General features: G+C 66.1%; 8 protein-coding genes. 5 read left to right on the top strand and 3 right to left on the bottom strand.

The genetic code is table 11. From position 1 onward, the window contains the following. Positions 1 to 2,041: AMP-binding protein (locus tag QSK31_RS47675; RefSeq protein ID WP_285691829.1), on the bottom strand; the 2,041-nt coding region annotated here is incomplete at its 3' end. A gap of 82 nt (positions 2,042 to 2,123) precedes the next feature. Between QSK31_RS47675 and QSK31_RS47670 the strand changes: the two genes are divergently transcribed. From QSK31_RS47670 to QSK31_RS47650, 5 genes are all read left to right on the top strand, one after another. After that, positions 2,124 to 2,336 carry a hypothetical protein gene (locus QSK31_RS47670; protein ID WP_285691827.1) on the top strand — a complete coding sequence of 71 codons (213 nt, stop codon included), beginning with the start codon at positions 2,124 to 2,126 and terminating at the stop codon, positions 2,334 to 2,336. 62 nt (positions 2,337 to 2,398) lie between these two features. After that, a complete protein-coding gene (locus tag QSK31_RS47665) occupies positions 2,399 to 4,072 on the top strand; it encodes an ABC transporter transmembrane domain-containing protein (protein ID WP_285691825.1) in 1,674 nt (557 codons plus the stop codon). Next, a complete protein-coding gene (locus QSK31_RS47660; protein ID WP_285691824.1) occupies positions 4,069 to 5,829 on the top strand; it encodes an ABC transporter ATP-binding protein in 1,761 nt (586 codons plus the stop codon). Before QSK31_RS47665 ends, QSK31_RS47660 begins: the two co-directional genes overlap by 4 nt. Further along, positions 5,826 to 6,683: a class I SAM-dependent methyltransferase gene (locus QSK31_RS47655; protein WP_285691823.1), complete on the top strand. Its 858-nt coding sequence runs from the start codon at positions 5,826 to 5,828 to the stop codon at positions 6,681 to 6,683. Before QSK31_RS47660 ends, QSK31_RS47655 begins: the two co-directional genes overlap by 4 nt. Positions 6,684 to 6,738: 55 nt before the next feature. Further along, positions 6,739 to 6,990, top strand: a complete 252-nt coding sequence (locus QSK31_RS47650) for a phosphopantetheine-binding protein (RefSeq protein WP_285691822.1) — start codon at positions 6,739 to 6,741, stop codon at positions 6,988 to 6,990. A gap of 74 nt (positions 6,991 to 7,064) precedes the next feature. Here the strand turns inward: QSK31_RS47650 and QSK31_RS47645 are convergent, their stop codons facing one another. Continuing rightward, the gene (locus QSK31_RS47645) at positions 7,065 to 8,915 is read right to left on the bottom strand and encodes a siderophore-interacting protein (protein WP_285691821.1); all 1,851 of its coding nucleotides are present in this window, start codon (positions 8,913 to 8,915) and stop codon (positions 7,065 to 7,067) included. A 92-nt stretch (positions 8,916 to 9,007) separates the two neighbouring features. Then, on the bottom strand, positions 9,008 to 13,378 hold the full coding sequence (locus tag QSK31_RS47640) for a non-ribosomal peptide synthetase (protein ID WP_285691831.1): 4,371 nt from the start codon (positions 13,376 to 13,378) through the stop codon (positions 9,008 to 9,010). Between the last annotated feature and the right edge of the window lie 145 nt (positions 13,379 to 13,523).

The raw sequence follows: 13,523 nt of genomic DNA, 5'->3' as shown, positions 1-13,523 counted from the left end.
GACCAGCCGGATCCTGCGCAGACTCCGCGACCACGACCACGACACAAGCACCCGCGATCAACGGCCCGAACAACTCGGTCACCGCATCGACGAAACCCACACCACTCTTCGACAACGCCACACTGTCCGGCGTGTAACCCAATACCCGATGACCCCAAGCGAGCCGGCTGACGAGAGCGCGATGGGTGAGAGTGACGCCTTTCGGGGTGCCTGTCGTTCCTGATGTGAAGATCACGACAGCTGCGTCGAGGCCGTTCAACGGCCGGGACAGAACAGGGCTGGTTTCCTGACCGAGGTCCAGGTGCTCCTGTACGTCGTGGTCATCGACGCGCAGCGCTGTTCCGGCGTGTTGATGCACTTCGGCGTGCCGATCGGTGATGACCAGCGCAGGTGCGGCGTCGTCGAGAATGTGCCTGATGCGTCCTGCGGGATACCCCGGATCGACCGGCACATAGGCCGCTCCCGCACGCATCACCGCAGTGAGCGCCACCACCAGGTCGACCGAACGCGTCATGACAACCGCGACCCGATCCCCGACCCGCACACCCTGACCGATCAGAAGGTGGGCGAGGGCGTTGACCCGCGCATCGAACTGGCCGTAGGTGAGTGCGGTGCCGTCGTCGGCGATGACGGCGACCGCGTCCGGATCGGCCGCGACCCGACGACGCACCAATGCGTCCACTGTCGCGGGCGTGACATCAGGCGTCTCGCCTTGCACCCACGACGGATCCGGGCCGCCGGTGCCAGAGGTGAACCCGGCACTCAGTTCATGCAGAGTCTGACCCGGGGACCCGTCGAGAACCGTATTGAGGAAACGGCTGAATTGTTCCGCATGCCACAGCGGGTCACCGACGGCGGAGCCCGTGGACAGCTCCAACCGGATTCCCGACCCTGGGCTGCGGTAGATCGCGAGGTCGAGTGACCCGACGGGGCCGGTGCTGATCGTTTCAGAAACCGCGTTGATGTCGCCCAGGCGCGGCGTCGATTCGAAGAGTCTGATGTTGATCGTCGGGAGCGCGAGGTACGAGGCCTGGCCGCCTGGCCACAGACGGGCGATCTGGTGATCTTCGACAGTCGTGTGACGCCGGGAGGTCTTCAACTGGCTTGCGACGGCCTCGACAACATCTTCAACGGTGCGGTATGGGCTGATCTCGGTGACGACCGGGATTGCTCTCGAGATCGCGCTCGGTGTCTTCAATGACTCGCGGTCGTCGCGCAACATCAGAGGAACTCGGACCGCGACGCGGTCACGACCGTCGGCCAGAGCGGTGTAGACACCCCACAGCGCGATCAGCGAATCAGTCCACGAGACCCGCGCCCCGCGGGCGAACTGCTGGACCCTCGCGGAGGTGTCGCCAGGTATCGCGACGACAACTGGTCGGCTCGGAGACACGAAGACTTCGGACAAGTCCTCCACGTTCTCCTGGCCAGCGTCTTCGATGCCGAAGACGCCACTCCAATACGCGGCACCTTCTTCAATCCCGAAAGCGCCGGGATTCTTGGCGTCCGTGACACTTTTCAGGGTGCCGAACCAGCGGTCCGGGACCGCATCACCGGCCTGCGCCGCGGAATAGACCTCGGCGACACGACGAATGAAAAGAGAAATGCTGTAACCGTCGACGAGCAGGATATTGGTGACCAGGATCCACGCCCACGTCCCGTTCTCACGACGAATCAGGGTCGAACCTGTCGCCGGCTCCCCCGCAGTAGCCAACGGCCCGGTGAGTTGCTCGCGGGCCAGCACCCGGATCCGATCATCACCATGACCCACATCGACAACCTCTGTCGACAGAGTCATCGCGGTATCGACGTACTGAAAAGGAACACCGTCCTCGTCACCGAAACGCACCCGCAACGCATCGGTCTCCACGAAAACAGAACTCACCGACGACACGAACACCGCCGGATCGACCACACCGTCCAACCAGATCAACTGACCCGCACAAAACACCGAAGACTCAGGAGCAAGCCTCCGAGCCACCCAGTTGCCCCGCTGGCTCGCAGTCAACCCCACACGATCAAAAGCCGTCAACGGAAGCACACCCACTTCTCTTGAGACCAGATCGAGCCAGCCGAGGCAACGATCACTGCAACCTCAATGAAGGGTAGGCTAACCTTGCACCGTGCCACCACCCATCCCGCCGCCCGACCGAGGAGAAGCCTCCATCAGGTACGACGACCGCCCCGCGACGACGGCCCGTCGGTGTTCGATCCCGGACGGGTCGTTCCAGGACGACGAACTCTCCGGAACACGCCGGCAGCGAGTGTGGACGGCTGCGGTGCTCACGCAGCACACCGACATCCCGCTGCTGGGCGCGGACCGGAGGCGGCCATGAGGAACGCCTCGTACTCCGACCCGTTGGGGCTGGGGCGGGGACCTTTGACACGTCGGTTACCTGTGCTCTGGCAGGCGCCCACCGATCCGCCCGAGGTCCAGCCGTTCGAGGCCGGCTCGGGGACCACTGCCGGTCGATTCCTGCTGCGCGTGATCCTCTCGGTGCGGCGGGTCTCCGTTCCTGCGGCGCTGGCCGCGATCGTATGGCAGGTGGGCGAAGCGGTGGTCCCGGTGGTGACGGGCCTCGCGATCGACCGGGCGTTGGCGACCGGGAATGCGAGGCAGCTGATCCTGTGGCTCGGCGCGCTGGTGGCCGCGTACGTCGGGTTGACGGTGGCGGCGAAGTTCGCTACCCAACTGACCGCGTATGCGATGCAACTACTACAGCACCGCCTCCGGAGCACCCTCTCGACCGGCGTACTGCATCCGGTCGGCGGCAGCGTCCACGCGCCGGGCGGCGGCGTCGTCTCGGTGATGACCAACGACGTCGCCCGCCTGGCGAATGGGGTTCAGCTCGTGATCATGCCGATCGCGAGGATCATGGCCATCGGATTCATCGCTGTATCGCTGTTGACGACGCACTGGCTACTCGGACTTGCGGTGCTGGTGGGGGCGCCTGTGGCGGTGTGGTTGACGGGCATCCTCAGCGAGCGGCTGTCCCGGGACACCCGCGAGTACCAGGGACTGGTGGCCACCACAGTCGGACTGGCCACCGATGTCGTGGCCGGCTATCGCGTGGTCAAGGGGATTCGCGCCGAGGCCGAGGCGACCAGAAGGTACCGGCAGGCAAGCCAGGAGACGCTGGTCGGCGCCAAGCGCAATGCCGGACTGCTGGGGAGATTTCTCATGGGCTCCGGTGTGGTCACCGGCACATTCGTTGCAGCGGTAATGGGGCTGGCGGGCTGGTTCGCCGTTGACAGGCAGCTGAGCATCGGCGAGCTGATCGCCGCCGTCGGCCTTGCTCAGGCGCTGCTGCCGCAGATCCAGTCGATCGCGAACGATTCCATCCCCAACCTCGCCGGAGCCCGCGCCTCGTCCGCGCGCATCCTCGACATGCTGAAGACCGACGTCGCCGTGACGCCCGAGTCTGACGACGCGGCGCGGCCGGTGGTCCCGCAGCTTCCGGTGCTGGAGGTGTCCACGCCCAGTGCGACGATCCGGGTGGAGCCCGGCGAACTCGTGGGAGTACGCACCGACGACCTGACTGCTGCCCGCGTCGCGGAGGCGCTGCTGGATCCGCGCGGGCCTCGCAGCGAGGTGGCGGTGTGGTTGGACGGGATCGCCGCGCGGGGGTTGACCGCGCAGGAGTACCGCTCCCGGGTCACGTTCACGCCGCACCGGGTCATGCTGTTCAGCGGAACGATCCGCGACAATCTCACCGCCACCGCGGCCTCACCCGAGCTGGTGACAGCCGCGGTGCGAGCTGCGGCATGCGACGATTTCGCCGCCGATCTCGACCTCCCGGTCGGCGAGGATGGCAACCGCCTCTCCGGCGGCCAGCTCCAGCGGCTTGCGCTTGCCCGCGCCCTGGCGGGCGACGCGCCGGTGCTCGTGCTGCACGACCCGACCACGGCGGTCGACTCGGTCACCGAGCACACGATCGCGGAGCGGCTGCGCGACGTCCGCGCGGGCCGGTCGACCCTGCTGATCACCTCGTCTCCCGCGTTGCTGGGCAGCTGCGACCGCGTCGTCGACCTGCTCGAGGACGCACTGGCGCCCGCAAGGACAACGCCATGAGCGGGACATCCGCGGCTACCGAGCACGCGTTGCCGGTCGCGGGCGGCAGGGAGACCGCCAAGGAGGTGTGGCGACTCAGTCGCGGGCATCGGCTCCGGCTCGCCACGGTCGGAGCGCTGGGGATCGTCAGCACCGGTGTCAACGTGATCCCGCCTGTGATCGTCGGGTTCCTCGTCGACCGGGTGCAGGCTGGTACCGCTGACCTCGGCACCGTACTGACGGTGACGGCCGTCATGGCGCTCTCGGCAGTTCTCGGCGCGGCCGGCACCGCGGTGACGATCGTGCTTGCCACCCGCGTCTACCACACCATCCTCGCCGCGCTGCGCGAACAGCTCGTGGGCCGCGCCATGACGCTCCCCCAGCATCTCGTCGAACGCGCCGGGACCGGAGACCTGATCTCCCGGACCAGCGACGACGTCACCGCCGTGGCCGATGCCGCCCCCGCGGTGATACCCGCGCTCACCGTCACCGCGTTCACCATCGTCGTATCGCTGGGCGGGCTTGCGGCGCTGGAATGGCAATACGCCGCCGCGTTCGCCGTCGTACTGCCCGTCTATGTACTCGTCATGCGCTGGTATCTCCGCATCGGCCCGCGGGTGTACGGCGCCGAACGTGCGGCGATGAGCGCCCGGGCGCAGCAGATGCTCGAGTCGCAGCGCGGTTACGCCACCGTGCTCGGGCTCGGGCTCACCGAGCAGCGGCACCACAGCGTGATGACTGCGTCCTGGGGCGTCGCGGTGTGGACGCTTCGCGCGCGCACCGTGCAGGGCATGCTCAGCATCCGCCTGAACCTTGGCGAATGTCTGAGCCTGGCCACCGTACTCGTCGTCGGCTTCGTCCTGATCGATGCGGGCGCATCCACCGTCGGCGGCGCCACCGCCGCGACGCTGCTCGTCCTGCGCCTGCTCGGACCGATCAACGAGCTGGTGTTCGTCGTCGACGACCTCCAGTCGGCCCTGGCATCGCTCAGCCGCATGATCGGGGTGGCCACTATCCCGGAGGAAGCGGGCGAGCCGACAGCGACAGTGGACACGGACATCGCCGTGCGGCTCCACGATGTCGCATTCCGCTACGGCGAGGGTCCCCCGGTGTTCGACAACCTCACCCTCGACATCCCCGTCGGTCAGCGCATCGCTGTGGTCGGCGCCTCCGGGGCCGGAAAGACGACGCTTGCCGCCGTCATCGCCGGCATCCATCTACCCGACGCCGGGACGGTGGCCCGGCCCGGCCGTACGACGTTGATCACCCAAGAGACGCACGTGTTCGCCGGCTCCCTGCGGGACAATCTCACGCTTGCCGCCCCTGGGGCCGCCGACCACGACATCCGCGCAGCGCTGGACGCCACCGGGGCGGCCGGTCTGCTCGATCTGCTGCCGGACGATCTCGACACAATGATCGGCACCGGCGGACATCCGTTCACCGATGCACAGGCTCAACAGCTCGCCCTCGCTCGGCTGCTGCTCGCCGACCCGGAACTGGCGATCCTCGACGAGGCGACCGCCGAGGCGGGTTCCACCCACGCAGGGTTGCTGGACCGTGCCGCCGAGGCGACTTTGCGTGGGCGCACCGGGTTGGTGATCGCGCATCGTCTCTCCCAAGCCGCGACCTGTGACCGGATCGTCGTCATGGAGCATGGCCGGATCATCGAGATCGGAACACACGACGAGTTGGTCGCCGCCGGTGGCGTGTACGGCGGGCTGTGGAGCGCATGGGAGGCCGGACGGAGCATGAACAAGGTAGAAAGGACTGGCTCATGACGGGAAACGTTGTCGGCACGCCGGACAACACCGCGGTACGGACCGCATTGTGGCGCGCCTTGCACACACTGGTCGACGAGCCGCCGCACGTCCTCGAGGACGTGCTGGGCGCCCGTCTGGCGCAGGACGACGACGGCTGGCGCGAGCGCGGAGACATGGTCCCTGGCGACTCGCGAGGAAAGCGCGCCACGATTGTCGGGCGGGCGCGGTTGACCGAGGACCTGGTGGCGCAGGCCGCGAGCCGGGGCGTGGATCAATATGTGATCCTGGGCGCGGGCTTGGACACTTACGCTCAGCGTCATCCCGATGCGGGCTCGACCATGACCGTCTTCGAGATCGACCAGCCGGAGACGCAGGGGTGGAAGCGGAGCCGGTTGACCGAACTCGGACATGACATCCCGGATTGGTTGCGCCTGGTTCCGGTCGACTTCGAAGCGAATGACGACTGGTGGGATCGGTTGCAGGCGGCGGGATTCGACATCTCACGCCCCGCGGTGGTGTCCTGGCTGGGGGTCACCATGTATCTGACCGAACAGGCCACGACGGCGACACTCAAGCGGGTGGCGAGTCTGCCGTCCGGCTCCTCTCTGATCCTCACGTTCTTCCGTCATCTCGAAGATCTCGCGCCTGAGGACGTACAGATTCGGCGAGCCTCCAGGGAGGGTGCTCGGCGGGCCGGTACGCCGTTCATCGGCTTTTACACTCCCGGCCAGATCATCGAACTGGCGCGACAAGCAGGTTTCGCCGGCGCCGAACATGTCTCGGCAGCCGATCTGGCCGATCGCTACTTCGCGGGCCGGACCGACGGCCTGCGACCGTACAGCGGCGAGGAAGCGCTGATCGCCACCGTGTGACGCGGTCGGCCGGAAATGTCAAAGAGGTTAGGCAAACAATGAACGAGGAGTCCTGATGAGTCTGAGCACCGAGCAGTTGATCGCCGACGTCGCCGACGTGTTGTACCTCGAACCCGCTGAGATCGACTCCGAGTTGAGCCTCCGCGACCAGGGAATGGACTCGGTGCGTCTCATGGAGCTGGTGGAGCGGTGGCGCACCGCGGGAGTGGACCGGATCGACTTCATCACCCTGGCCGAGGACTCGAGACTGGGTCACTGGATCGAGGTCATCGAGAAGCTCCAAGCCGGTGACGAAGTGGCTTCATGACCCTGCGGTAAGCGGTCGCCGGGCTCGTCGTGGACGACCCGGCCGGACCGCTCCGCGCGACCCACAACCTCAGGTCACGGTGCCAGCACTCGCAACGTGTTACCCCACCCCACGAGCGACGTCTGGATCACTTTCAATCCAGCGCCGGCGATGACCTCATCGAGTTCGTCCTCGGTGCGGTATCCAGATCCGTGGAGCGTCAACTGCAGAATGTCGCGCTCTGCATCATGTTCGTCCAACTCGTCGAGATCGAAAGTATCCTCCACCAACAGCACCCGGCCGCCAGGGCTCAGGCTCGCAGCGGCCTGCCGAAGAATGAGCCTCGCCTCCGCGTCACGATGCTGTCCGAGCGTGTCGATGATCAGCACGGCGTCCGCAGGTTCGGTCTTTTCGAACACCGACTGCTCGACAATCCGTATCCGGTCGCGACGCGTCGCATCCGCAATGCTGGTCGGGATGTCCCTGCGGAACCAGTCCGCCGCGGTAGGGAGCGCCACGATGGTCACCGTCGCCTCCGGATGCCCCGCAGTGAGGTAGTCGGCGTGGACCCCTGCACCGGCCGCGTGGACAACCACCTTGCCGACGCCCCCCAGCACGGGTGACTTCGCAAGCGGCTCGGCGAGTACCTGCACGAACCGGGACCTGTTCTCCAAACGTTTGTGCTCAAAGGTCACATCGCTGCGGAGGGCGTCCCAGTCTTTGCCGGTCACCGACTCCAACACCGGATGATTGTGGCGGATCGCCGCTTCAAGACCGTAGAAGGCCTGCGACATGCGGAAGTCGACCCCGCCGGAAACCAGGTGATCGAGCACGGACTCATTGGTCAGAAACTCGCCGGTCTCACTGAGCCTGTATTCATCGCCTTCCTGTTCCAGGAGTTCGATCGCCTGCAGGTACCGCAAGAATTTCGCCAGGGAGCGTTCGTTCGCGCCGGTGTGCTGTGCGAGCGCGGGTGCGGTGCGCACTCCGCGGCTGATGCAGTCGGCGATGCCGAGATTCGCGGCCGCCCGAATCGCCAGCGGCGGAAGCAACTCGGACATCTCATGGAACTTCTCGAAGGCCTCGTCGTTGCGCTCAGGGTCGGGCATGGCGGGATCTTCGTCCAACGCCACAACCTCTGCGCGCCGCCAGTAACCGGTGAAGTCGATGTCGGACTTGTCGACACCGCGCTCCTCAATGAGATACCGCCGCAGATCACGTATGACGGACTGTTCCCCGGCGAGCCAAGCGAACATCGAGCCCTCTCGCCGGCCGGCCTCGCGTACCGCCTGCAGCAGCAAGGGCTTGGTACCCGCTGCCAGTCCGTTCCGCACGATCCAGGTCACCTCGACACCGGGACGTGCCGGGAAATCGATTCGGTGCGACCCCTCAGCCACCTCGATATAGACCTGGGCCTGTGTTTCGTCGGGCAGTTCCTCGAGCAACCGGCCGATCGCCGGGATGGCCGTATCGTCACCGACAACGAGGAACCAGCCGTGACCCTCAGGCCGACCGCTCGAGACCGACGGTCCCCCGACGTGGAGCCGATCGCCCGGGTTCGCCCGGTACGCCCACGTTGTAGCGACGCCCACACCGTGTTTCACAAAGTCGATGTCGAGCTCGCGAGCCTGCGCGTCGTAGCGGCGTACCGTATAGACCCGCCACAGCGCCGGCGGGTCGGTCGGCCACCTGTACTTGCCGTCCTTGTAGACCGGGACCACCGGCTCGCTTTCGCCGGGGTACGGGAAGATCAACCGGACGCTGTCGTCGAAACCGTTGCTGGCGAACTCGGGGAAGGTCGTGCCGTCGCTTCCAGTGAACGATCCCAGCTGATCACCGGTCAGGGTCACACGGCGCATCCCGGGAGTGACATCGACAACCCGCGCCACCTCCAGCTCTCGCAGGGCGATGGTGTGTACGACGGTGGGGCGGGCACGACGCGGCACTGCGACTCCTCATCGAGCAGCTGGCGTACCGAAACGTGGTCGGCCAGCAGTCAGACATCAAACCTTAGCATTGCCTAACCTAACGACATGCCTCACCTAGACCCGGAGGGTTGATGTTCGCCGGCGACCCGACCGAATTGGTCTGTCAGAGCCGCTCGGAGATCGGTGACCACCTTTTCAGCGAAGCCGAGGAAAGTGATCGTCGTCGTGTCCGGGGCGATGCGATATCGGATGACCGCGCGATACAACTGCTCGGCGCCCTCTGGGGTTGGTGACCCGCTGTCCGGCCCATAGACCCGCGTGAGGATCACCGCGGGAGAGGGGGCACGCCGCAATGCTCGGCGTCCGGCCTTGTTGTGGTATCGCAGCAGTGCCAGCTCGGCGGTCCTGGCCAGCTCGGCGGTCCTGGCCAGCTCGGCCTCGTCGAGAGCGATGGTGGCGGCCGCGGTGAACGGACCGACTGACATCGTGTTGTCATCGGGAGTCAGCGGGACATCTTCGTCGACCACGCCACCGATCAGTGGTGCGACTCCTGTTGAGTGGAACGCGTTGCGGATGGCTTTGGTGACGACGCCTTCGGTAAGGAAGCCGTCCCAGCGGAAGGTGGCGACGGTGGCAGAGGCAAAGGTGTGTACGTCGATCGTCCGGGCTCGGGAGAGAAGGCCCTTCCAGCCATCGAGGCCGTCCGTTGCGACCGCGTCGCCGGCTGCTTCGATGGCTTCGAGCGCAGGGACGAGCGCCGGCGGGCGGGACACTTCTGCTACGCCGGACACTGCCTGCTGAAGTGTCTCCGCCAGACGGTGCAGCGAGGCTCGGTCGACGGTTGCCGCGTGGACGGCGAGCACTGCAACCGTCTGCTCGGGGTTGTGTGTGTATGCGAGGGCAGCCGGGCGGCCGGTCGAGATGTCAATGAGATCGACGGCGGCCGACCTGATTGCGTCAACGTCGACGTTCGTGCCGGCGGTCAACTCCACGGTCGGGGGCTGGACTGTCTCCGGAGGTAGGAGGTAGGTGAACCAGAGCCGCCGGCCGGTAGCGTCAACTGACAGGCGAAGCGCGTCCGTGTTGGCGACGAGTGAGCGGAAAGACGAGGCGACCGATTCGCTCGTCGACTTCGCGGGCAAGGTGATGAGCTCGGTGAAGGCGTACTCATCGGGCGCGGCGTCCACCTCGCGCAAGCGCTCGAGGGCAGCAGAGGTCGGCACAAGAACCGGCTCGGCCGAAATGGCGCCGTCCGTCGACGGCGCAACCAGCGCAGCGAGGGCGCCGATGGTCCGTCGCACGAACACCTCAGACAGTCTGAAGTTCAGATCGTGTTCACGAGCGTAGGCAACGAGTCGCGCCGCAGAAATGCTGTCGCCACCCAGCTGGAAGAAGTCGTTGTCCACGCCGAGATCGATGTCGTCGCTGAGGTGCAGTACATCGCGGAAGACGCGGGCGAGGGCGATCTCGGTGCCGGTCTCCGGTGGCCGGCCGTCGGCCGCACCCGCGGTCAGATCTGGTTGCGGCAATGCGCGGCGGTCCAGTTTCCCGTTCACGGTGACCGGGAATCGGTCCAGGCGCAGGAACGTCGCGGGCACCATGTAGTCCGGCAGCGACTGTGCGAGATGTTCGCGCAGCGCGTCGAACAGCACCGCATCCTCGGCCTTCGTGGCACTGGCCGTGGTCACGTATGCCGCCAGGTACTTCCCGCCGGCCGGGTGATCCAAGGTGACGATCGCCGCACCCGATACCCCTGCATACTGTTCGAGGACGGCGCTGATCTCCCCGAGTTCGATCCGATACCCGCGGATCTTCACCTGATCATCACCGCGGCCGAGGTATTCCAACTGCCCTTGGGAGTTCCACCGCACCACATCGCCGGTGCGATACAACCGCGCGCCGTCGTCACTGAACGGATCAGCCACGAACCGGTCAGCGGTCAGGCCCGCACGAGCCACATACCCGTCCGCGAGTTGCACCCCACCCAGGTAGAGCTCACCCGCCACACCGACCGGCACCGGACGCAACCATGTATCGAGAACACGCGCCGTCGTATTCGCCACCGGGACACCGATCGGCACCCCTACCGCATCGACGAGCTCGGCCTGAACCACCGGGTGAGCGGTCACATCCACGGCCGCCTCCGTCGGCCCGTAGAGATTGTGCAAGTCCGCGTTCTCGAACAGCGCAACGGCTCCGGCCGCGGTCGACACGGGTAGTACCTCGCCGGAGCAGAACACTCGTCGTACCGAATCCACCGACGTCCGGTCCGGGTCCGAGGTGAGGAAGGCCTGCAGCATTGACGGCACGAAATGAGTGATCGTCACCGCGCGACGATCAATCACTTCGAGCAGATATTGTGGATCCTTGTGTCCGCCCTCCTGCGCCACGATCACCACCGCGCCGGTAACCAGCGGTAAGAAGAACTCCCACACCGACACGTCGAACGTGAACGGGGTCTTCAACAGCACCCGGTCCGGCGCACCGATCCGGTAGAGATCACGCATCCACCACAGTCGGTTGACTATTGCCTGGTGGGTGATCTGAACGCCTTTGGGGCGTCCGGTGGTGCCGGAAGTGAAGATCACGTACGCGGCATCTGCCGGGAGCAGCCGACGCGAGGCCTCCGGTGGGTCGATCACGCCGGCACCGAGGTGTTGCTGCACCGATTCGTCGTCGATGAACAGGATGCGCACAGGATGATCGATGAGCACGTGACGATGGACACCGGCGGTGTGCCGGTCTGTGATCACAGCACGTGGTCCGGCGTCCGCAAGTATGTGCTTGACGCGTTCGGCGGGATAGTCGGGGTCGATCGGCACATACGCCGCTCCGGCACGGATCACCCCGGCCAAAGCGACCACCAGATCGGCCGAGCGCGGCATTGCGACCGCGACCCGATCCCCGACCCGGACGCCCGCCTCGACGAGGAGGTGGGCAAGAGCATTGACCCGAGCATCAAAGTCACCATAGGTGAGTTCAGTGCTGTCATCCGCTATGACAGCGACCGCGTCCGGGCTCGCCGCGACCTGCCGGCGCACCAACTCGTCAAGGGTCGTCCCGGGAACGTCGAGCGCCTCACCGCACGACCACGCATCGAGTTGCTGCGACTCCGGTGCGGGCAACAGGTCCATGTCACCGACCTGTACCTCTGGACCAGCAGCGATCGTCTCCAGCACCGACTTGAAGACGGCAGCAAACCGCTCAGCAGTAACGTCATCGAACAGATCGGTCGCGTAGGAGAGTTTCCCCTTCAGCTCGTTGAACGAATCGAAGATGTCGAGGTCGAGATCGGTCTTGACCGCGCCCACCGCCGCGGGACTCGGTGTCATCGCGACATTCCCGAGGTGCAGGCCGTCCGCGCGGCGGCCGTCAGCGACGCGGTGGGTGAGCATGATCTGGAAGAGGGGGTTACGGCCGACGGATCGCTCGGTGCCCAGCGCACGGGTGATTTCTTCGAAGGGTGCGGCCTGGTGCTCGAACCCGCCGAGTACCGTTTGTCTGGTGTTCTGCAGGACGTCGGTGATCGAGTTAGCGGCGTGGAACCTATGGCGGACCGGCAGTGTGTTCACGAAGTATCCGACCAGGTCTTCCAGGCCGTCCTCGGTGCGTCCACCGACCGGCGAACCGATCACCACATCCGCACCGGCGCCCAGCGCCGAAACGGTCAACGCGGTCGCGGACTGGAGCGTCATGAACATGCTCACGCCCTGCTCATCCGCGACCTGACGCAGGCCGGTCACGACCTGTGGATCGATGGTGAACCACAGATCCGCGCCGCGGTGGGTCGGTGTCACCGGTCGGGTCCGGTCCAGCGTGATCGTGGACTCCTCGGGCGCATCCGCGAGGACGTCACGCCAATAGGCGAGGTGCTTGGAAAGCAGCGAACGCGAATCCGACGCCTCACCCAGGACCTCGCGTTGCCAGATCGCGTAGTCCGCGTACTGGGCCCGCAACGGCGTCCATCCCGGTTCCTGTCCTGCGGCCCGCGCCTGATAAGCGGTCGCCAGGTCGCTCAGCAGCGACGGGAACGACCATTCATCCACTGCGTGGTGATGTACCGCGACAACGAATACCCAGTCATCAGCGCCGGCGCGTAGCAGCGCGACACGGATCGGGATGTCGACCGCGAGATCAAACCCGGCCTGCACCACCGCGCCCACCCGCGCATCCACGCCGGCAGCATCCACACCCGTGACATCCTCGACGGGCGGCGAAAGCCTGTCGGCCGCTTGGTTCGCTGGAATGACGACCTGACGTAGCGTGCCGTCTTTCTCCACCAAGAGCGTGCGCAGCGCCTCGTGACGAGACACCACATCCCGTACCGCCATGATCAGAACATCAGGATCCAGATCGCCGCCCAAACGCAGCACCACCGGCACCACATACCGCCCGCCCGGCCCACCCAGCTGATCAATCAGCCAGAGTGCTTGTTGTCCGTAGGAGACGGGTAGGACGGCTGGGCGGGGTAGGTCACCGATGCGTGGGCCGGATGTCTCGGTGGTGGTGGTGGTGGTGTCGGCGATGTGGGCGAGTTCGCCGATGCGGGGGTGGTCGAAGACGTCGCGGAGCGTGAGTGCGGTGCCGAGCAGGGCGTTGGCGCGCGCGACGACTCGGGTGGCGAGT

The sequence above is a fragment of the Actinoplanes sp. NBRC 103695 genome, assembly GCF_030269485.1.
Classification (GTDB): Bacteria; Actinomycetota; Actinomycetes; order Mycobacteriales; family Micromonosporaceae; genus Actinoplanes.
This window is presented reverse-complemented; position numbering and strand designations above follow the sequence as displayed.